Source organism: Roseibium sp. HPY-6, assembly GCF_040530035.1.
Classification (GTDB): domain Bacteria; phylum Pseudomonadota; class Alphaproteobacteria; order Rhizobiales; family Stappiaceae; genus Roseibium.
Genome location: NZ_JBEWCD010000001.1, coordinates 150,491 through 171,192, shown reverse-complemented (window position 1 = coordinate 171,192; position 20,702 = coordinate 150,491). Strand labels below are relative to the sequence as shown.

General features: G+C 56.4%; 15 protein-coding genes. 6 read left to right on the top strand and 9 right to left on the bottom strand.

Annotated features, from left to right (window positions below; genetic code table 11):
• Window positions 1-5: 5 nt before the first annotated feature.
• On the top strand, window positions 6-1,016 hold the full coding sequence (locus tag ABVF61_RS00770) for a cytochrome d ubiquinol oxidase subunit II (RefSeq protein ID WP_353991639.1): 1,011 nt from the start codon (window positions 6-8) through the stop codon (window positions 1,014-1,016).
• A 77-nt stretch (window positions 1,017-1,093) separates the two neighbouring features.
• On the opposite strand, the gene ABVF61_RS00765 is transcribed toward ABVF61_RS00770, so the two are convergent.
• Complete coding sequence (locus ABVF61_RS00765; protein ID WP_353991638.1) at window positions 1,094-2,029, bottom strand: SDR family oxidoreductase; 936 nt, start codon at window positions 2,027-2,029, stop codon at window positions 1,094-1,096.
• 145 nt (window positions 2,030-2,174) lie between these two features.
• Here ABVF61_RS00765 and ABVF61_RS00760 point away from each other — a divergent pair, with 145 nt between their 5' ends.
• Together ABVF61_RS00760 and ABVF61_RS00755 are read left to right on the top strand one after the other, a co-directional pair.
• Window positions 2,175-3,068, top strand: coding sequence for an AraC family transcriptional regulator (locus ABVF61_RS00760; protein ID WP_353991637.1), 894 nt, complete (start codon window positions 2,175-2,177; stop codon window positions 3,066-3,068).
• A gap of 437 nt (window positions 3,069-3,505) precedes the next feature.
• Window positions 3,506-4,063, top strand: a complete 558-nt coding sequence (locus tag ABVF61_RS00755) for a hypothetical protein (protein ID WP_353991636.1) — start codon at window positions 3,506-3,508, stop codon at window positions 4,061-4,063.
• Between the two features lie 337 nt (window positions 4,064-4,400).
• Here ABVF61_RS00755 and ABVF61_RS00750 read toward each other — a convergent pair whose 3' ends face one another.
• Window positions 4,401-4,850 carry a GNAT family N-acetyltransferase gene (locus ABVF61_RS00750; protein WP_353991635.1) on the bottom strand — a complete coding sequence of 150 codons (450 nt, stop codon included), beginning with the start codon at window positions 4,848-4,850 and terminating at the stop codon, window positions 4,401-4,403.
• A gap of 293 nt (window positions 4,851-5,143) precedes the next feature.
• Window positions 5,144-8,833, bottom strand: coding sequence for a vitamin B12-dependent ribonucleotide reductase (locus tag ABVF61_RS00745; protein WP_353991634.1), 3,690 nt, complete (start codon window positions 8,831-8,833; stop codon window positions 5,144-5,146).
• 634 nt (window positions 8,834-9,467) lie between these two features.
• Between ABVF61_RS00745 and ABVF61_RS00740 the strand changes: the two genes are divergently transcribed.
• Together ABVF61_RS00740 and ABVF61_RS00735 are read left to right on the top strand one after the other, a co-directional pair.
• Window positions 9,468-10,193 carry a response regulator gene (locus tag ABVF61_RS00740; RefSeq protein WP_353991633.1) on the top strand — a complete coding sequence of 242 codons (726 nt, stop codon included), beginning with the start codon at window positions 9,468-9,470 and terminating at the stop codon, window positions 10,191-10,193.
• Window positions 10,194-10,358: 165 nt separating this feature from the next.
• Entirely contained in the window at window positions 10,359-10,745 is a 387-nt protein-coding gene (locus tag ABVF61_RS00735) for an NADH:ubiquinone oxidoreductase subunit NDUFA12 (protein ID WP_353991632.1), read from the top strand.
• A gap of 150 nt (window positions 10,746-10,895) precedes the next feature.
• Here ABVF61_RS00735 and aat read toward each other — a convergent pair whose 3' ends face one another.
• The 5 genes from aat to ABVF61_RS00710 form a co-directional block, all read right to left on the bottom strand.
• Window positions 10,896-11,576 (bottom strand): leucyl/phenylalanyl-tRNA--protein transferase, encoded by a 681-nt coding sequence (gene aat / locus ABVF61_RS00730; RefSeq protein ID WP_353991631.1) that lies wholly within the window; start codon window positions 11,574-11,576, stop codon window positions 10,896-10,898.
• 49 nt (window positions 11,577-11,625) lie between these two features.
• Complete coding sequence (gene accC / locus ABVF61_RS00725; RefSeq protein ID WP_353991630.1) at window positions 11,626-12,972, bottom strand: acetyl-CoA carboxylase biotin carboxylase subunit; 1,347 nt, start codon at window positions 12,970-12,972, stop codon at window positions 11,626-11,628.
• Window positions 12,973-12,986: 14 nt separating this feature from the next.
• Window positions 12,987-13,460 carry an acetyl-CoA carboxylase biotin carboxyl carrier protein gene (gene accB / locus ABVF61_RS00720; protein WP_353993649.1) on the bottom strand — a complete coding sequence of 158 codons (474 nt, stop codon included), beginning with the start codon at window positions 13,458-13,460 and terminating at the stop codon, window positions 12,987-12,989.
• 301 nt (window positions 13,461-13,761) lie between these two features.
• Window positions 13,762-14,529 (bottom strand): DsbA family protein, encoded by a 768-nt coding sequence (locus ABVF61_RS00715; protein ID WP_353991629.1) that lies wholly within the window; start codon window positions 14,527-14,529, stop codon window positions 13,762-13,764.
• Window positions 14,530-14,587: 58 nt separating this feature from the next.
• Window positions 14,588-15,838, bottom strand: coding sequence for a M48 family metalloprotease (locus tag ABVF61_RS00710; RefSeq protein ID WP_353991628.1), 1,251 nt, complete (start codon window positions 15,836-15,838; stop codon window positions 14,588-14,590).
• A gap of 401 nt (window positions 15,839-16,239) precedes the next feature.
• On the opposite strand from ABVF61_RS00710, the gene ABVF61_RS00705 reads away from it, so the two are divergent.
• Window positions 16,240-17,403, top strand: coding sequence for a pyridoxal phosphate-dependent aminotransferase (locus ABVF61_RS00705; protein WP_353991627.1), 1,164 nt, complete (start codon window positions 16,240-16,242; stop codon window positions 17,401-17,403).
• A 68-nt stretch (window positions 17,404-17,471) separates the two neighbouring features.
• Here ABVF61_RS00705 and ABVF61_RS00700 read toward each other — a convergent pair whose 3' ends face one another.
• Window positions 17,472-20,474, bottom strand: a complete 3,003-nt coding sequence (locus ABVF61_RS00700; protein ID WP_353991626.1) for an Rne/Rng family ribonuclease — start codon at window positions 20,472-20,474, stop codon at window positions 17,472-17,474.
• Between the last annotated feature and the right edge of the window lie 228 nt (window positions 20,475-20,702).

Below are 20,702 nucleotides of genomic sequence, written 5' to 3'. Positions count from 1 at the left end.
ATAACATGACCCTTTTTGGAGACCCTTCCGTCTGGCTTCCGCTGGCCTTCGCCGTCCTCATGGGCATCTCGATCCTCGTTTACGTCGTGCTGGACGGGTTTGACCTTGGTGTCGGCATCCTTTTTCCACTTGGCGACGAGGATGAAAAAGACCGCATGATCGCTGCAATCGGTCCATTCTGGGATGCGAATGAAACCTGGTTGGTGCTGGCGGTCGGGCTTTTGCTTGTTGCCTTTCCCGTGGCGCACGGTGTCATCCTGACCGCTCTTTACCTCCCTGTGGCCGTCATGCTGATCGGTCTGATCCTCCGCGGTGTCGCTTTCGAGTTTCGCGCCAAAACCAGCGGAAGGCAGAAACACCGCTGGAACCAGGCGTTTTTCACAGGCTCGGTTTCAGCGTCCCTGGCACAAGGATATATGCTTGGCCTTTACATTATGGGTCTTCAGCACACGCCGGCGTCGATCGCGTTCGGGGTTTTGACGGCGCTTTGCCTGACGGCCGGATATGGCTTCATTGGCGCGACATGGCTGATCATCAAGTCAGAAGGCGACTTGCAGCTCAAGGCGATCCGATGGGCGCGTAAACGTCTTTGGGGCGTCATGTTAGGTCTTGGTGCGATTTCGCTCGCAAGTCCGCTGGTGAGCGAGCGTATCTTCGACAAATGGTTCTCGTTCCCCTCAATGATCCTTTTGGCGCCTCTGCCGCTGATGTCGGGATTGCTCGTCTTCATCATCTACACCGCGCTTCGGCATCTGCCCGCAAGAGATGACAAGTGGGCGTGGGTTCCGTTCACGGCGACGTCTATCCTGTTTTTCCTGGCCTTTGTCGGCCTCGCTTATTCCTTCTACCCATACGTGGTTCCGGAAAAACTGACGCTTTACGAAAGTGCCAGTGCGCCTGAAAGCCTGTTCATCATCTTGCTCGGCGCCTTGTTCGTTCTGCCTGTGATCGTCGGCTATACGATCCTCGCCTACACGGTCTTTCGCGGTAAAGCGACCGAGTTGCGATATGACTGAACCGCAGAGGCGAGAGCAATGTTGCGGCGGTCTATCCGCGACGAACGGAACTGTTCCTTGGACCAATTAACCGGGCGTCACGGCGACCAATTGAGACCCGTTTTCTGCTCGGAAACCGCCCAGAGCTTTGATGCCTGTTCCGGATCGAGGGCAAATGCCTCCAGCGGGCACTCGCCGACGGGACCGACCATTTCGAACTTCATCGGACCATAGTACTTGGCGCGTTCCAGACCGTCTTCCGTTGCGCACATGACCTCCGGCCACGAGCCGCGCTCGGCGGTTTGCGCAAGGGGGGAGAGCAGGGTTGCCAGTAGCCTCGTGGCGATGCCTGCCGTGTTCCGGATCAAGCCCGTGCGCGAGGCACCTGGGTGACAAACATGCACTTCTACGCACTTGCCGGACGCCTGCACTCTGCGCTGCAGTTCATAGCCAAATACCATCTGTGCCAGCTTGCTCTGGGCGTAGGCGTTCCAGGCTGAATAATTCCTGTCGTAGTTCAGGTCTTCAAAAAGTATGCGCTTGTCGCCCATCTTGTAGCCATTGCTGCCGACGACAACGATGCGTCCCGCCGATTGATCAATGCGTTCGAAGACCAAACCGCACAGCAGGAAATGACCGAAATAATTCACACCGAGTTGGCTTTCGAAGCCGTCCACGGTGAGGTGCTGCGTGGCGATTTGCGCGATGGCGGCATTGCAGATGAGCGCATCAATTCGCGGAACTGTTTCCAGTAGCTCCTTGGCTGCTTCTCGCACACTTGCCAGTGCGGCAAGGTCCATCAGCACGTAGCTTACGTCGGCGTTTGTTCCGAATTCCTGCTTCAGTGCCTTTATCGCATCGGCTGATTTGTCGGGGCTGCGGTTCATCATGACCACCCGAGCACCCTTGGACAGGAGCACGCGTGTCGCCTCAAAGCCAGCGCCCCCGTTGGCGCCAGTGATCACATAGGTCTTGCCCTTAAGGGAGCCCAAACGTTCTGGCGTCCATCCTGCAGGTCCAAATCTGTTTTTCATCTCGCGCTCCTTCAAGCTGCTCTTGAATTCTTGAAGTGAGACATAACTATCGAAGCAGGATCAAAACAGATGAATTCATCGCGATTTTTTGCCTGATTGTATCAATGACGTTGAAGTTGGTGCCTTTTCAGGTCACGTATGTCGAATGAGCAAAGAGCAGATCAGACACATCATCGACCAGCGGCTTCCTGGTGCCGGTATTGTTGAAACCGGCGTGCAGGGCGTGCAGCTTTTCCGGGTGAGCGAACCGGTGCCCTGCGTTCCAGCGGTCTATGAACCGGTGGTCGTCGCTATTGTCGGTGGGGCAAAGGAAGCGATCCTGGACGGAAAACGGTATGTCTACGACAGTGACCTTTATCTTTGCTGCCCAACGTCGATGCCGGTCCAGGCGGGGACGCCGACCGCTTCATCTGATAATCCGTTGCTTGGTGTTCTTGTTTCCCTCGATACGCGGGTCATGACGGAGCTGACACTGGAAATGGAAAGCGTTACCGGGCTCGCTCGGCAACCGATGGGCGGTGAGATGCCTTCCGGGTTGGCGCTGGCGCCTTGGGATGCTGCCTTCACCGATGCACTGCTCCGGCTGGTGCAACTGGGAGCAGACAAGACTGAAGCAGCCGTGCTTGGAGCGGGCCGGCTGCGCGAACTCTACTACGCCGTCTTGAAAGGTGGTGCAGGCGCGTCAGTGCGGCGTTCCTTCGGTGTCGGCAATGAAATTGCCAGGACGATCCAGTTCCTGTCAGCGCACGTCAACGAACCGCTGTCAATCGACGACATGGCCGCTCATGCGGGTATGAGCCGGGCCGTATTCCACCGCAAGTTCAAACAGGCAACCACGATGTCGCCGATCCAGTTCGCAAAATCCATGCGCTTGAACCATGCCGCGATGAAAATCGCCGGGGGAATGAATGTGAGCGAAGCAGCCTGGGACGCAGGTTATGTCAGTTCCTCGCAGTTCAGCCGGGAGTTCAAACGCATGTATGGACAATCGCCCAAACAATGGAGCCAGGAAACGCAACTGCCCGCAGGCGCAACGTAAGGACTTATCTTCTGTTGCGGTCAAGGCGAATGCCTATCTCCCGCGCGACTCCGGTTTAGACATCGAAATTCAATTAACCCGCCCGTTCGCTTCCGAGGGGCGGGGCTGTGTGTTCGGACGCAGAGGGCCTCGCTGTGGTAAATGGTGAGCCCGCCTTGGCTTTTTTCTTGCACGCACATAAAACCCGGAAGTTTGTCAACCTTCTGAAAAGGTTTATGAAAATGGTCTGCGTGGCACATAAACACAACTGGCCTGCAACGGATATTGAGGCAGCACGCAGCGAACCGCAGAATCGAGCCCAAGGCAATGAATGCTTTAACTTGTTTGAAGGCCCGGCAAGCAAGGACAGTGATCAAGTCGGTTATTGAGCTTATTGGCGCCAGCATTTACAGACGCCGTAGGTCGTGTCGTTCTCATGCGGCATCCGGGAGGACAATTTGACTGAATTTACCGAAGGCGATCCATACTTTGATGTGCGCCAATCAGTTCGAGGACGAAACCTGGCTCGGCTCATCATTGCGCCCCTGTTTTCTGCTGGTCTAATTTTGTTTGGGGCGTGGCTTCTGCCAAAGGAAACGATCGTATCGTTCAATATTGCGGCGATAGAAACTTGGAGCGTTTGGTCTTTTTTGGGCTTCATCGCCATTGGCAGCGGGATCTACGGGCTGGTGAAGGAACTGGTGTTCGCCGTGCGCGCGCGGTCCACGTCGGGCGAGTGGCACTTCCGGCTTACAGAACAAGATCTGCTTTGGCATGTCCCTTACCATGCACATGGGAAAGAGGAAGGTTTTGCAGTCTCGCTAGGCGAACTCAAGCTGATAGAATTCAAGACCATTCAAAAACACGAAGACATGGATGAACGCGAATATTGGGTCCATTTTCACACTCGGGAGCCCATCCAACTCAAATCATTTTCCGGCGTCAGTCTGCCTTGGCTGGTTGAAAGAATTAGGGCCGCTGGAGTGCCCTATGAAGAGACGCATGAAAACTACTAAGCTGTTTATATAAGGGGACGCAAAGCCACTAAGCTAATGATCGACCACGTCATCTGATAATCAGACTTTGTACAAGCGCAGCGGGTCAGCGTTTTGTCCGCCTTCCAACCAATTCCTTCGATCGCAACGAAGGCCTGCACTGGGACTGGGCGGTGGAGCAAGAAGTGAATGTTCAGGTGGCGTGAAGTGATTGTTCTTGCCGATTGTAGTGAAAACCTATTGGCGCGCGCCTCGCGGTCGTTCTGCTGAAGTGCACCTAGTGGTGGCAGCGAGCCCGTCGTATCTGGTGATGCGTTGTTAACAAAAGACCGCTGTTGCCTGAATGGCATCAAAAAAACTAAATGTTACGCTCTGCGATAATGTCCCCATCGTCTCTGCGCCCCACTTCTTGGAAGCCAAATTTGGCGTAGAGATTCTTCGCCGCAGTATTCTCGGCATCGTAGTATATATCCACCAGGTCGCACCGATTGTGCGCTTTTATCTCTTCTAGTGCCAAGCCCATAGCAAGCTTGCCGATCCCTTTGTTTTGTTGCCTTCGATCAATCATGAAGCGCCAGATAGTGCACTCGCCTTCGTCAAAATCTCCAATCTCGCCAAATTGGTACATCAAGAAACCCACCGCTTTGCCGTCCAGGCAGATGGCTCTTGGGTGAAAGGTTTCAGACAGAACGGATTCCGCGATGGAGTAAACGTTTGACGGTAAGTTCTTCTCTTGAAACGTCTCCAGCTCAAGCTCGATCACATCGTCGAAATTGTGTCTGGCGATTTTCGTCAGTGTGACATTCAAAAGTCTGTGCTCCGATTTTGGTTGAGGCTACATGCTGTTCGATGTTTTGTACGCTTAAATCTGTAGCGCTCTTCCCCAAACAAATCTCGACGGTACGGATTGTCCGTAATGCGGTCCTTGCTGGCAACCGGATCAATCGTTCATTTCCCGCCCGGTGTTGGCATTTGCAACGTCAAGACAACAAAACCCGCCCGATCGTTTCCGATGGGCGGGTTTGTTTGTCTGGTCGCCGGGAGCCGCGCTGTGGCAGGTGGTGAGCCCGCCTTGGCGGACTCCCGACTAAGTCGTTCCCGTCAGCTACAGCCGCTGGTCGCGCCGCAGGTGTCGCATTTCAGGCAGGTGCCGTTGCGGACCATGGTGAAGTTGCCGCATTCGGAGCAGCTCTCGCCCTCATAACCCTTCATGCGGGCCTGGGCGATTTGCTGGGCCGCCGAGGAGACCTGCGGGGCAGGGCTCATCACGGTGCTGACTTCGACAGCGGCCGCACTTTCTGAGCCGCGGGCAAATGCGGTTGCGACCGCGGAGACCTGGGCCGCCGGCGTGTTTGCGGTCTTCACCGAGATCGCTTCCGTGGTTTCTCCGGCTGGCTCGCCGGCGTTTGAAACCAGACGGAACCGTTCCGTCTGTCCGCGCACAAGGCCGTGCGAAACGATCTGGCCGCTCTGGCCACGGTCTTCACCCGAAGAGAGGCCTTCTCCAGTGCTGCCGAAGACTTCCGGCGGGACATGGGCCAGGTCGTGACGGCCGAGATACGAAACGGCAAGCTCGCGGAAGACATAGTCGAGGATCGAGGTAGCATTCTTGATCGCATCGTTGCCCTGGACCATGCCGGCCGGCTCGAACTTGGTGAAGGTGAACGCGTCGACATATTCCTCGAGCGGCACGCCATATTGCAGGCCAAGCGACACCGAGATGGCGAAGTTATTGATGAAGGCGCGCAAGGCCGAGCCTTCCTTGTTCATATCAAGGAAGATTTCACCGAGACGGCCATCATGGTATTCGCCGGTGCGCAGGAACACGGTGTGACCACCGATCTTGGCCTTCTGGGTGTACCCCTTGCGGCGTGCCGGCAACTTTTCCTGTTCGCGAACGACGCGTTCGACGATCCGTTCCACGATTCGCTCGGCAACCACCTCTGCCTTTGCGGCCTGCGGTTTGGCTGCGATTTCCTCGATGGCATCTTCCTGCTCGTCGTCGTCGTCCGACAGAAGCTGGGCATTGAGCGGCTGCGACAGTTTGGAACCGTCGCGGTAAAGCGCGTTCGCCTTCAGGGCCAGCTTCCAGGAGAGCATGTAGGCTTCCTTGCAGTCCTCAACCGTTGCATCGTTGGGCATGTTGATCGTCTTGGAGATCGCGCCTGAGATGAATGGCTGGGCTGCGGCCATCATGCGAATGTGGCTTTCCACCGACAGGAAGCGCTTGCCGATGCGGCCGCACGGGTTGGCACAGTCAAAGACCGGGTAGTGCTCTTCCTTCAGGAACGGAGCGCCTTCCAGTGTCATGGCACCGCACACATGGGTGTTCGCCGCTTCGATATCGGCCTTGGAGTAGCCAAGGAACGACAGGAGATCGAATTCGGTGTCTTCCAGCTGTTCATCGGAAACACCGAGCGTTTTCAACTGGTCATCGCCGAGGGTCCAGCGGTTGAACACGAACTTGATGTCGAAGGCCGACTTCATGCCGTCCTTGAGCTTGCCGAGGCTTTCCTCGGTGAAGCCTTTGGCCGAAAGGCTTGCTGGGTTGATACCGGGTGCCTGGTCGATCGATCCGTGACCGACGGCATAGGCTTCGATTTCCCCGATTTCGGCTTCCGAGTAGCCGAGCACGCGCAGGGCTTCCGGAACAGCGCGGTTGATGATCTTGAAGTAACCACCACCGGCAAGCTTCTTGAACTTCACCAAGGCAAAGTCTGGCTCGATACCGGTCGTATCGCAGTCCATGACAAGACCGATGGTGCCGGTCGGAGCGATCACCGTCGACTGGGCGTTTCGGTAGCCGTTCTTTTCGCCGAGTTCCAGGGCGCGGTCCCACGCCTTCCTGGCGCGCTCGATGATCCCCTTGTCCGGGCAGCTTGCATGATCAAGCGCGACCGGAGGTGTGTTCAGACCCTCGTAACCCGTCGTCTCGCCATGGGCGGCACGGCGGTGATTGCGGATCACCTTCAGCATGTGCTTGGCGTTTTTCTTATACCCCGGGAAAGATCCGAGTTCGCCCGCCATTTCAGCGGATGTTGCGTAGGCAACACCTGTCATGACGGCTGTAAGCGCACCGCACAGAGCGCGGCCTTCGTCGGAATCGTAGGAGATGCCGGATGTCATCAGCAGGCCGCCGATATTGGCGTAGCCAAGACCGAGTGTGCGGAACTTGTAGGAGAGCTCCGCGATTTCCTTCGACGGGAACTGTGCCATCAGCACCGAGATTTCGAGAACGATCGTCCACAGGCGGACAGCGTGCTCGTAATTGTCGATGGCAAAGGACCGGTCTTCGTTGCGGAACTGCATCAGGTTCAAGGAAGCCAGATTACAGGCCGTGTCATCCAGGAACATGTATTCAGAGCACGGGTTCGATGCGCGGATTTCACCGTCGGCGAGGCATGTGTGCCAGTCGTTGATGGTCGTGTGGTACTGCAGACCCGGATCGGCGGATGCCCAAGCGGCGTAACCAATCTGTTCCCAAAGCTCTTTCGCCTTGACGGTTTTCAAGGTTTCGCCGGTGCGGCGTGCCGTCAGGTCCCACTCACTGTCCTCAAGAACTGCGGAGAGGAAGCCGTCGGTCACACGGACGGAGTTGTTGGAATTCTGTCCCGCAACAGTCAGATAGGCTTCGGAGTCCCAATCCGTGTTGTAGGTCGGGAATTCGACCTTCGTAAAGCCCTGGCGGGCGAACTGAATGACGCGCTGGATATAGTTCTCCGGCACCATCATTTTCTTTGCGGCGCGAATCTCACGCTTAAGGGCAGGGTTCTTGGCCGGATCGAAGCAGTCGCCATTGTCCGCCTCGCAGTTGACGCAGGCGCGCATGATTGCCGACAGGTGCTTCTGGCAGATCTTGGAACCGGTGACGAGCGCTGCCACCTTCTGCTCTTCCTTGACCTTCCAGTTGACGTATTCCTCGATATCGGGGTGATCAACATCAACCACGACCATCTTGGCCGCGCGGCGGGTCGTGCCACCGGACTTGATCGCTCCTGCTGCGCGGTCGCCGATTTTCAGGAAGCTCATCAATCCCGAGGATTTGCCACCACCTGAGAGTTTCTCGCCTTCAGAGCGAACGAACGAGAAGTTCGATCCTGTGCCCGAGCCGTATTTGAACAGACGTGCTTCGCGAACCCACAGGTCCATGATGCCGCCATCGTTGACGAGATCATCCTGAACGGACTGGATGAAGCAGGCATGCGGCTGCGGGTGCTCGTAAGCCGTTTTCGATTTGGTCAGTTTGCCGGTCTGGAAATCCACATAGAAGTGGCCCTGGCTCGGACCGTCGATACCATAAGCCCAGTGGAGGCCGGTGTTGAACCATTGCGGGGAGTTGGGAGCTACCTTCTGAGTGGCCAGCATGTAGCGCAATTCGTCATAAAACGCCTGCGCATCGGATTCCTGATCGAAATATCCGCCTTTCCAGCCCCAGTAGGTCCACGTGCCGGCAAGGCGGTCGAAAACCTGGCGTCCGTCGATTTCCGAACCAAAGCGCTCGTCTTCCGGCAGATCACTCATGGCGTCTTCGTCGGCCTCGTGACGCCAGAGGAAGGAGGGAACCGTGTTCTCTTCGACAGCCTTCAGCCTGGCGGGTACGCCTGCCTTGCGGAAGTATTTCTGGGCCAGGATGTCGGAGGCGACCTGAGAGAACTGAGCCGGAACCTGAATGTCCTCGAGGCGGAACACGATCGACCCGTCCGGATTGCGGATCTCACTCGTAGCTGTCCGGAATTCAATGCCGGCGTAAGGCGATTGGCCTTCCTTGGTATAGCGCCGCTCTATCCGCATTCTCAAAGTCCCCTTGTATCCCCAGCTGGTTCTGCCCGAACCAGTCAATCCCGCATCTGATCAACGGTGAAGCTGCTCGTTTGCGCTGTCACCGGCATTCGCTTCGTAAACGAAGCGGCTTCCTTTATTTAGCGTATCGTGTTTCCGGGTCTACTATATATAGTAGTCGTCAACAGATTTGTCACGATGCGCGCAGCGAAATCGGCACACAAAAATCCAGTCCCCGATTTGTCTGAAAAGCGGGGAAATGGCACACGGATACTTTTGTGTTTTGGATGACCGGAGCGCCTGACGAGGCTCCCGATTACGCACATCGCAATAATGAAAAACTAATGTAAATGAATTCTTAAGGTCAAGGTGTCGACGACAACAGCTTGTGTCGAGCCTGTGGGCAAACGCAAAATATTGTGTGCCTGTGTGGATTGTGGGGAGTGGCGTCAGACCAGAGGGAAGCTTTGAAAATTGGGCTTGCATTCCCAGCAAAAAGCATCCGGCTCACTGTGTGCACTTCCTTGTGGATGAGACTTATCCCGGTTTTATGAAAATTTGAAGAAAATCACGATGAGCGATTTCAGCGCGGTTTAAGCCGGCTTTGATTTAGTGCGGGAATTACAGGGAAAGGGATCCGCATTTTATGAAGCATCACGCCGCATTTGGCCTATCGATGGAGGATATCGATGCAGTTGTCGTGGAAGACAGCAAACCGATGCAAACGATTCTCCGATCGATTCTTCTGAGCTTCAAAGTCGCGCGTGTTCGGGTTTTTGATTCGGTCGATGAAGCTCTGGAAGCGAGTCTTGCCGAACCTCCCAATGTGATTCTGACGGACTGGCGCATGGAGCCAACGTCCGGATACCAGTTTCTTCGCCTCGTCCGGCACCGTCACATGGAGCCGCTTTGCTATGTGCCGATTCTCTTCATAACAGCGCACGGGACGAGGCCGCTGGTCGACAAGGCCTTGCGCGCCGGAGCGCATCACGTGCTCGTCAAACCGGTTTCGCCGTCTACGCTCTTCAAGCGCCTGCGGTGGCTGTTGGCAGACGACCGACCGATGGTTCTGGAGAATTCGGGCTTCTACAATATTTACGGCATTCAAAAGACCATGGACGAGCAGGCCGAGAAGATGCAGTCCCTGGCCGGTGCGCGCTTGCACCACAAGCTTGCAATTCAAAAACGCGCCGAAGTCGAAGAAGTCGTAGAAGAGGAATTCGTCAAAAAGCCCAAGGAGGAGCCGCCGCCCGTGAAAGAACCGGTCTTCGCCGGCGTCAAAAAGGGTGGAACGAAGGCCAAACATTCCGCAGCGGCCCGCCATATCCGCAATGCCGAATACGTCAAATCGAAAGATCTGAAATTGCACTAGTGCCGTTCGGCCAAGCCCATTCGAGCGAACAAGACAATTTCTCAGTCCTGCGACAGTGCGGTACTGGACAGACGCCGTTGTTGGCGCCATAGTCCGCCAACTCAGGAAAGCTGGTTCGTCGGGCCGGTCCAACCTCACTTGTTACCTAGGGACCTTTTGAGGGCCATGAAAACGTTTCTTCTCGAATTCTTCACCTGGTGGAACAGCCAGACGATGGGCACGCGCTTTTTCACATGGCGCAAGGGCGAATTCGTGGGCGAGGACGAGGCCGGCAACAAGTACTACAAGGAACGGGGCGGCAAGAAGCGCTGGGTGATCTACAACGGTCTTGCAGAGGCATCCGCCATACCACCGGGTTGGCACGGCTGGATGCACCACCGCGTCGATACGCCACCTTCGGAAGAAACGTATCACCCCAAGCACTGGCAGCAGAAGCATAACGCGAACCGGACAGGAACGCCGGATGCGTATCGGCCGAACGGTTCGATCCTGACGCCGGAAAAGCGTCCCGAAGTCACTGGCGACTACGAAGCCTGGACGCCAGGAAGCTGACCGAATTTCAGTTTATCGAATTGTGAAAGGCCCCGCACAAGCGGGGTTTTTCTTTGTCTCGCAGATGATGTTGTTCCGGTAAGGCTCCGGCCAGTCTTGTCATCAACCGGCAACCGGCACTTTTTCGGACCGACTTTCTGGGAAATCCAGTCAGCCGGCTTTCCAACTGTCCAGGACCGTCATCACTTCTTGTCCGCTTGCCTGAGGCGAGAGCGCGTAAAAGTCTGTCTCCAGCTGCAGGGCTTCTGACAGCCGTGTGTTGTAGTCGGCCTGCGAAACCTCAAGCGTACCGAAGCGGCTGAGGTGATCCGTTACGAATTGTGTATCCAGGAGCGTGTAACCACCGACGATCAACCGTGCCACAAGGTGCGCGAGACACACTTTCGAGGCGTCCGTCTTGAAGGTGAACATGCTTTCGCCGAAAAAGGCACCGTTCAGACTGACGCCATACAGTCCGCCGACCAGATCGCCATCCAGCCATGCCTCGATTGTGTGGCAGTAGCCCATTTCGAAGAGTTCACCATAGAGCCGACGGATTTCCCGGTTGATCCAGGTCTTCTGGCGTCCGGGCATCGGCTCTGCACAACCGTCGATAATGCGTTGAAAGTCCGTGCTGACCCGAATTTCGAAGACATCGTTGCGGATTGTCCGACGCAGGCGGCGCGGCATGTGAAACGAATCCAGAGGCAGGATGCCGCGCTGTTCCGGCTCAAGCCAGAACAAGCCCGGATCATCCGCAGATTCGGCCATTGGAAAAAGGCCGCAGGCGTAGGCTTTGAGCAGCACCTGCGGTGTAATTTCCATAACGATGTCGTCTTTGTAACCAGCCATATGGCCTCGCTTCCCGGTTGCAAGGGGCTGTCCCTGTGCAAGCGCCCGGTTAGTTCGACTTGTCGGCCAGGTACTTCTCGAGCCAGTGAATGTCGTACTGACCGTTCGCGATTGCCTGATTGTCCACCAAATCGCGGAAAAGCGGAATAGTAGACTTGATCTCGTCAACGACAAATTCGTCAAGGCAGCGACGCAGCCGCATCATGCACTCAACGCGATTTCGGCCGTGTACGATCAGCTTGCCAATCAGACTGTCGTAGTAAGGCGGGATCTTGTAGCCTTGGTAAACGCCTGAATCCACACGTACACCGAGGCCGCCAGGCGGGTGGTAATAGGTGATTGTGCCGGGCGAGGGCGCGAACGTGACCGGATCTTCGGCATTGATGCGGCATTCGATCGCGTGGCCATCGAATTTGATGTCATCCTGGGTCATATCAAGATCACCGCCGGCGGCGATCCGGATCTGTTCGTTGACCAGATCAATCCCGGTGATCATCTCGGTTACAGGGTGTTCAACCTGAAGCCGGGTGTTCATCTCGATGAAATAAAACTCGCCGTTTTCGTAGAGGAACTCTACCGTGCCGACGCCGCGGTATTTCAGTTTCCGCATGGCGCTGGCAACAATTTCACCGATCCTGTCGCGCTGTTCGGCATTCAGGCTTGGGGAAGGGGCTTCCTCAAGGACCTTCTGGTGCCGGCGCTGAAGGGAACAGTCCCGTTCGCCAAGATGGACGGCATTTCCTTTGCCGTCTCCGAGCACCTGTATCTCGATATGCCGAGGCTTGCCGAGGTACTTTTCCATATAGAGCGCGTCGTCACCAAAGGCGGCCTTCGCTTCCGCGCGGGCCGTTGAAAGTGCTGTCTCCAGATCGTTTTCGGTTTGGGCAACCTTCATACCGCGCCCACCGCCGCCCGCAGCAGCCTTGACCAGAACCGGATAGCCAATTTCGCGCGCGATCGCGTGGGCATCGTCGCTGGCGGTGACTTCGCCGTCCGAACCGGGAACGACAGGAATGCCAAGGTCCCTGGCTGTTTGTTTTGCCTGGATCTTGTCGCCCATGACGCGAATGTGCTCCGCGGTCGGGCCGATGAATTCAATGTTATGCGCTTCGAGTATCTCGGCAAAACGCGCGTTTTCGGAAAGAAAACCGTAACCGGGGTGCACAGCATCCGCGCCTGTGATCTCGCAAGCGGCAAGCAGCTGCGGGATGTTCAGGTAACTGTCGCGAGCTGCCGGCGGTCCGATACAAACGCTTTCATCTGCGAGGCGCACGTGCATGGCGTCGGCATCGGCGGTCGAGTGAACCGCGACAGTCGGAATTCCGAGCTCTTTGCAGGCGCGCAGAATGCGCAAGGCGATTTCGCCGCGATTGGCGATGAGAATTTTGGAGAACATGGTCTGCCGGATCCTTATTCGACAACGATCAGCGGTTCGCCAAATTCCACCGGCTGGGCGTCGTCAACGAGGATCTGCTTGACGGTCCCTGTTTTGGTGGACGGGATGTTGTTCATGGTCTTCATCGCCTCAACGATCAGGATCGTCTGCCCTTCGGCCACTTTGTCACCAACCTGGATAAATGGGGCGGCCCCTGGTTCAGGAGAAAGATACGCGGTTCCGACCATGGGAGATGTAACGGTCGAACCGGACTGAGACGGGCTTTCAGCAACGGTTTCCGTTTTGGGGGCAGCGGGGGCCGCCGCAACGGGCGCTGCTACCGCAGTCGGCGTGGCAACACTTACGGGAGCATTGATCGACATCTGGCGCGCGACGCGAATGCGCGTGTCGCCCTGTTCCAATTCGATTTCCGACAGATTTGTTTCGTCCAGCAAAACTGCGAGATCCCGGATCAGGGCCGTGTCGAATTTCTTGTTATCATTACGCATCATATCGTTTGGCTCTCGTACTCGGTCCACTAAGCGTGAGACACGGGGGCTGCCGGTCTCTTTTTCCGCAAAATGTTGCAGATTCCCGGGTGTTTCAGACATGCACAAAGACAAATCTAACGAAGGGCCGGTTCCGTCCGCACATTTTTGCCACCAAAATGAGGAGGCTATAGATTTTGGGCCCGCATTCGGCCGAATGCGAGCCATGCTTCTTATAGGGATTCAATTGTGTCAGGAAAAGCCCTGAATACTTATAGATTTCACTCGGCTGCGGTTTCCAACAAGCTAGAGCGGCCACCACTCAACAAGTCGTCTGACCGCAATCCTTCATGGCGTCCAGCTTAACGCGAAGCTCCTCATATCCGACTGCACCCATGACCACTTCGTTGCCGACCACGTAGGAGGGCGTTCCGGTCAGGCCGAGGCGGTTGGCAAGGGTATAGACCTCTTCGATTGTCTGACCGGCTTCATCCGTTGCCATGGCAACCTGCAGGTCGGCTTCGGATACGCCAACACTCGTTGCAGCCGCGATTGCGCTGGAAAGGTTCGCCTGACCGCGGCTCAAAATGAGGGCTTCGTGAAATTCGCCGTATTTTTCCGGGGCGACCGAGTTTACCGCCACAGCAACCTGGGCGGCTTCAACGGACGCCTGTCCGAGAACGGGGAATTCTTTCAAAACGATTCTGAGGTCAGGGTCTTCCTCGACAAGACGCACCATGTCCCCATAAGCGCGTTTACAGAAGCCGCAATTGTAGTCGAAGAATTCAACAAGGGTAACGGACCCCTCCGGGTTGCCGAGGACAACCTGGCGTGTGGAGTTGAAGAGAATATCCGCGCTGTCATTCAAGGCCTGAAGCCGTGCAGCCTCTTCTGCTTCCTGTTCACGGCGTTGAAGCTCATTCAAAGCCTCAGCGATGATCTCAGGATTTTCGAGGAGATATTCACGCACGATTTTCTCAATCTCGCCGCGATCCAGGTCTTGCGCCGCGACGATGCCGGGCATCGACGACACAAGCAAAACGAATGCTGCGAAACACACGCGTTTTGAAACTGTGAAAAGGTGCATCATTGAAAACTCCTTGGACGACACAAGTTTCCGTGTCCGTCACCACGCATGTTTGCCGGCATCATCGTCGATTCGGCAGATCAGGTGGTTTGTACGCTACAATGTCGTCTGCTTGAACCCATGCTGGCGATCCGCGCTTCAAACTTTTTTGAGCACGGGCCGCGTAACGCTTTGCCGCATCAAAGTCACCGCGGACCATAAGGCCCTTGGCCGTCGCCAGATCGGCCTCTGCGCGTTCTCCCTGACGGCCGTGCGCAATGGCAAGCTGGCTGTATGCGACACCTGAATTAGCATCCCGTTGAATAGCGCGCTTCAGGACGCGTTCGGCTTCTGCGTAATAGGCCGGGTTGTTAGCGCCAACGAGCGCATAACCGAGCCACACGAGAAACTGCGGCTCGTTGGGTTTAAACGACAGGGCTTTACGGAATGGCGCAATCGCGCTCGTGGGATCGCCGCCTTCCAGTAAAGCCTGGCCCTTCAGTTCGTAGTAATAAGGATTATTCGGTTGCGTCCTAATGAGGGCATCGATTTCTTTCACCGCACCTTTTCCGCGGCTTTTCATTGCCGCGATCGCTCTTGCGTAGTTTGCCGCAGGGCTCTTGTCGCTGCGAGGGTAGGCCCGCAAGGTCGCCGAGGGATGGCTGGAAAACGCATAGAGCTTTGCGCGGACCTGGTCGTGACGATACTGAAGCACGTAGTCGTCGGGCTGATTGAAGTATTTTGATTTCTGCGCTTCATTCAAGAGACCGGTGTAGCGCTCCTGGGCCATCGGGTGGCTTTGCGCATATGGGTCGGCGAACCGGCTCGAAAACAACTGTTGTTCCGACATGCGCTGAAAAGTTTTCAACATGCCGCGTGCGCTTTGGCCGGTCGCATTGAGATATCTGAGCGCTGCGCGGTCCGCTGCTGCTTCTTCGCCGCGCTGATAGGCGAGCAGGGATCTTTTGCCGACCGATGGCGCGCTCAGAGCAGCTGCAGCGCCGCCCGAAGCTGCTTGTCCGGAACCGGATGCGGCACCGGCGGCTGCAGCGCCCGCGCCCAAGAGAACACCGATGACCGCGATGATCTGCGCATTCGCAGCTGCTGCACGTAACCGCACGAGATGCCGACCAGCGATGTGACCTGTTTCATGCGCGATGACCCCGATAACCTCATTCGGCGTTTCCGCGTCCATGATCACACCGATATTGATGAACATGCGCCTGGAATCGGGCACGAAAGCGTTGAATCTTTTGTCGTTGACCAGAATGATTTCAGGCTCGGACTGTGAAATACCTGCCACCTTGAAGATCGGTTTCGCATAATCCTTCAAGAGGGATTCCGTTTCCGCATCCCGCACAACCGGCACTTTTCCACGCTGCGCATGAGATGGCGCCACCATGATCGGCAAGGCAACTGCGGCAGAGCAGGCCGTTGCTGTCACCTTGCGAAAAAAGCGCGTTATGAATGGCTTATCAACAAAAGATAAACCTGGCATGGAACCTGGCAAGTCAACACTCCTGTCCGGTATCCTGGTCGAGATACACCTATGCGAATGTGTGGCGAAGTTATGGACGTGTTTGGTTCCGGTCAAGAAATCGAACATGACAAATCGGAAAGATCTGGTCGGCGAACGCCGCTTGTGTCAAATCGCTGCGGTCAGAACCGATTGCCACGAGTTGGAAAATCCGCAATACGTCCGACACACAAACAAGCTGGAAGTGCAGAAAATTCATGACAGACGACGCGTTTCAACCGTCTTTGCGCAGCAACGTTGCCCCCTTCATTGCGATGGATGTCCTCGCAGAAGCCGCCAGGCTTGAAGAAGAAGGCCGCGAAATTGTTCACATGGAAGTTGGTCAGCCGTCTGCACCCGCACCGAAAGCTGCTGTGGAGGCTGCGCGGGCAGTGCTCGACCATGGACGTCTCGGTTATACCGCAGCGCTCGGCATCGCGCCGTTGCGTCAAGCCCTTTCCCGGCACTATCAGCGCCAATACGGCGTCGAGATTTCCCCGGACAGGATCATGGTGACGACCGGATCGTCTGCAGGTTTCAATCTTGCCTTTCTTTCCGCTTTTGATCAGGGCGACAGGGTCGTCCTGACCGCGCCCGGGTATCCTGCCTATCGTAACATCCTCAAGGCACTTGGCCTTGTTCCGGTTGAAGTGGAGGTTGACGCGGAAACGCGCTGGTGTCTCACGCCGGAGCATCTGGAAAAGGTTCGTGAGAGCGGCCCGGTCAAAGGCGTTCTGGTCGCGAGCCCGGCCAACCCGACCGGCACGATGATGGATGCCGACGCACTCACCAAGCTTGTTCAATATTGCGATGACGAGAATATCAGGTTCATTTCAGATGAAATCTATCACGGCCTCGACTACGCGCCGGGACAGAAGTCGGCGTTGGAGATTTCAAACAACGCGATCATCATAAACAGTTTTTCGAAATACTATTGCATGACCGGTTGGCGCATTGGCTGGATGGTTCTGCCAAACCAGTTGATCCGTCCGACGGAACGCGTTGCGCAAAACCTTTACATCTCGGCGCCGGAAATCTCCCAGATCGCGGCAACTGCCGCCCTGGATGCGGTTCAGGAACTGGAAGAGGTCAAGGCTGGTTATGTCGCAAACCGAAATCTGCTTTTAAAGGGACTGCCGGAGGTTGGGCTGGACAAAATTCTCCCCGTTGACGGGGCGTTTTACGTCTACGCCGACATCAGCCGATATAGCAACGACAGCCTGGTCTTTGCCAAAAAGATGCTTCATGAAGCAGGGGTTGCCGCAACACCCGGGGTGGATTTCGACCCGGTACATGGCCATGAGTATTTACGTTTTTCGTTTGCCGGGGCGCATGATCAGATGAAAGAGGCTCTGGTCCGGCTGTCCGGTTTTCTCAAATGACACCGCAGGCCATTCAAAGCAAAAAAGGCGGCTCAATGCCGCCTTTCTCACATCAGACTAGATCCGGATCAAAAGAACGAACGTCCTCGCTGCCACCAGCCGACGCGCTTCGGTTTATCCTCATCGTCTTCACTTGATGTTTCGCTGGTCACGACCGGCTCTGCTGGCGCAGACGGTGTCGCGTCGGTTTTTTCCTCTGCCGCCTCGTTCGGGACAGGCTGCTCGGACGTCGGCGTTTCGACAACTATGTCCTGCGGCTCTTCTGCTGCATCGGCAGAAGCGACTTCCTCAACAACCTCAGCTTCTCCGATTTCGACAGCGTTGGTATCCGTAGCATCTCCGGTATCAGACGCCGTTTCAGCCTCAGCGCCTAGAACCTGTTCCTCGGCTGCAGCGCTTTCGTCGGTGTTTTCTGCACCTTCCGGGTCAACGTTCGCATCGGCTTCATTGTCCGTATCGGTGGTGTTGTCTTCAGCAGCAACGATCTCGATTGCTTCTTCCGAAGTTTCAATTTCGCCGGAGAATTCCGCAGCTTCACCATCGGCAGCCGGTTCATCGGTTGGCCCGGCCCCATCGTCCGACGCTTCGGCAGACTGGAGATCAGTGCCTTCGCCGTTCCGCCGGCCACGTCTTCCACCGCGGCGACCGCGACGGCGCTTGCGCCGTGGCTCGTCACCGTTGGCGTCGTCATCATCACCGCGGGCGTCTTGCGATGATTGCTCGTCACCGTCCGCATCATCGGTCTCAGAGGCGACCTGACGATTTTCGCTTCCGTCCTGAGCACCGTCCGCGCCGCCTCTGCGGCGCTTGCGGCGGCGTCTGCGGCGGCGATCCCCGCCGTCGTCGTCTTGAGCCTGCTCGTCGACGATCGGCTGCTCGGTGTTCTCGTCAATAATTTCAACGGTATCCGGGTGCACGGTCGGCGCGGGTGCGGGAACACGGTCTCTGTCGATCGGAGCGCCTCGTTCGAGCACGTAAAGCTGTCCGTTGACCATCTCATCCGCGTTGACGGCGATCTCGACTGCGAACCTTGTTTCCAAATCGGAGAGATTTGAACGCTTTTGGTTGAGAATATAAAGCGCAACCTGTGTGGTGGTTCGGATGATCAGGTTGTGAGACGCACCTTTGAGGAGATTGTCTTCAATCGACCGCAGAACATGAAGCGCAACCGATTCCACGGAGCGGATCATTCCCGTTCCCTGGCAGTGCGGGCACGGCGTCGTCGAACTTTCAAGGACGCCAGTGCGGATGCGCTGGCGGGACATTTCCAACAGGCCGAAATGCGAGATCCGGCCGACCTGAATACGCGCGCGATCGTTTTTCAGACAATCCTTCAGTTTGCGCTCAACAGCCCGGTTGTTCTTCGATTCTTCCATGTCGATGAAATCGATGACAACAAGACCGGCCAGGTCCCGGAGGCGCAGCTGGCGTGTGACTTCTTCGGCAGCTTCCAGGTTTGTCTGAAGTGCCGTGTCTTCGATGTTGTGTTCGCGCGTCGACTTGCCCGAGTTTACGTCAATCGAAACCAGAGCTTCGGTCTGGTTGATGACAATGTAACCACCGGATTTAAGAGTTACCTGCGGCGAGAACATCGCGTCGAGCTGTGGTTCGACACCGTAGCGGATGAACAGCGGGGAGGGATCCCGATAGGGCTGGACATTCTTGGCATGGCTCGGCATGAGCATGCGCATGAAGTCCTTGGCCTCGCGGTAACCGTCGTCACCCGACACCAGCACCTCATTTATATCCTTGTTGTAAAGATCCCTTATTGAACGCTTTACGAGACTGCCTTCTTCGTAAACGAGGCTTGGTGCGCTGGACTTTAACGTCAGCTCCCTGACATTTTCCCAGAGCCGCATGAGATATTCAAAGTCACGCTTGATTTCCGCTTTCGTCCGGCTGGCGCCAGCCGTTCGCAGGATGACACCCATACCCTCCGGAACGTCCAGTTCGGAGGCAATTTTCTTCAGGCGCTTGCGGTCTGTCGGTTGTGTTATTTTCCTGGAGATGCCGCCGCCACGTGCAGTGTTGGGCATCAGGACGGAGTAGCGGCCTGCGAGCGACAGGTAAGTCGTCAGGGCAGCGCCTTTGTTTCCGCGTTCTTCTTTGACGACCTGCACCAGAATGATCTGGCGACGCTTGATGACTTCCTGGATCTTGTACTGCTTGCGAAGCGGCACAGTCCGCTCCGGAACCTCTTCCATGGCATCTTCAGCGCCAACGGATTCGACTGCATCCTCATCTGAGTCGACGTCATCTTCGTCATCCCGGCTCCGGCGTCTGCGACGGCTACGGGTCCTGGTCGGAGCCTCGGCCTTTTCTGCAGCAACGCCTTCTGAAGAGCCGTCTTCAGCTTCCTCTGAAGCTTCGAGAGTCTCGGTTTCTTCGGCGTCGTCACCTAAGCCGGTATCATCCACCTCGTCGCCATCAGCGCTCGCGGCAGCCTCGGCTGACGTTTCAGTATCGTCTGAACCATCTTCGGAGCCCGCTTCGTCTGCGGCCTGTAATTCCGGGGCTGAGTCAGCTTCCTCGGCTGGTTCCGCGTCCGTTACCGACACTTCAGTTTCTGTTGCTGAATCTGCATCGCTTTCAGCGCTGGCAGAAGCTGCTTCAGTCTCTTCGCCAGAGTCGGGCGAATCAGTGTCAGCTTGCGGCTCGTCACCGGACGCCTCGGATGGCTCGATTTTCTCGCTGGCAACCGTTTCTGTCGATTCGTTCTTCGCTGCACGCGAACGGCGACGGCGCTTCGGTTTTTCTTCGGCGTCCTGATCGTCGTTCTGACGCTCTGCCGCTTCCGCGGCGAGCAGTGCTTCGCGATCTGCGACGGGGATTTGGTAATAGTCCGGGTGAATTTCGCTGAATGCCAGAAAGCCGTGCCGGTTTCCGCCATATTCAACGAACGCTGCCTGAAGTGAAGGTTCTACCCGAGTTACTTTTGCAAGATAAATATTACCGCGCAGCTGCTTTCTGTTTGCTGCTTCAAAGTCGAACTCTTCAACACGATTGCCACGTACGACGACAACCCGGGTCTCCTCCGGGTGGCCCGCGTCGATCAGCATTTTGTTTGCCATTATTGAACGTCTCCACGGCAGCGGTGCTGTGCGCGTTTCGTAAACACGCATCGCCCGAAAGGAGAGAAGCTGCCGTACTTGTTTTGCTAAGATAGAGAAGGGCGTCTGCGCCCGGCGCGGTCGTCTGATCAACAAAAGCGGCCGCAGGTGCGGAGCCTTGCTCTATGTTGATCAATGTGTGCATCGCGCGGGTCCTTCGGGGCAACGCAGGCCCTTTAAGTTAAGTCG

What these genes read in the sequence shown, in the direction of transcription:
- ABVF61_RS00770 (WP_353991639.1), top strand. Translation starts at nt 6, where the DNA reads ATGACCCTTTTTGGAGACCCTTCCGTCTGGCTTCCGCTGGCCTTCGCC.
- ABVF61_RS00765 (WP_353991638.1), bottom strand. Translation starts at nt 2,029, where the DNA reads ATGAAAAACAGATTTGGACCTGCAGGATGGACGCCAGAACGTTTGGGC.
- ABVF61_RS00760 (WP_353991637.1), top strand. Translation starts at nt 2,175, where the DNA reads ATGAGCAAAGAGCAGATCAGACACATCATCGACCAGCGGCTTCCTGGT.
- ABVF61_RS00745 (WP_353991634.1), bottom strand. Translation starts at nt 8,833, where the DNA reads ATGCGGATAGAGCGGCGCTATACCAAGGAAGGCCAATCGCCTTACGCC.
- ABVF61_RS00740 (WP_353991633.1), top strand. Translation starts at nt 9,468, where the DNA reads ATGAAGCATCACGCCGCATTTGGCCTATCGATGGAGGATATCGATGCA.
- ABVF61_RS00735 (WP_353991632.1), top strand. Translation starts at nt 10,359, where the DNA reads ATGAAAACGTTTCTTCTCGAATTCTTCACCTGGTGGAACAGCCAGACG.
- aat (WP_353991631.1), bottom strand. Translation starts at nt 11,576, where the DNA reads ATGGCTGGTTACAAAGACGACATCGTTATGGAAATTACACCGCAGGTG.
- accC (WP_353991630.1), bottom strand. Translation starts at nt 12,972, where the DNA reads ATGTTCTCCAAAATTCTCATCGCCAATCGCGGCGAAATCGCCTTGCGC.
- accB (WP_353993649.1), bottom strand. Translation starts at nt 13,460, where the DNA reads ATGCGTAATGATAACAAGAAATTCGACACGGCCCTGATCCGGGATCTC.
- ABVF61_RS00715 (WP_353991629.1), bottom strand. Translation starts at nt 14,529, where the DNA reads ATGATGCACCTTTTCACAGTTTCAAAACGCGTGTGTTTCGCAGCATTC.
- ABVF61_RS00705 (WP_353991627.1), top strand. Translation starts at nt 16,240, where the DNA reads ATGACAGACGACGCGTTTCAACCGTCTTTGCGCAGCAACGTTGCCCCC.
- ABVF61_RS00700 (WP_353991626.1), bottom strand. Translation starts at nt 20,474, where the DNA reads ATGGCAAACAAAATGCTGATCGACGCGGGCCACCCGGAGGAGACCCGG.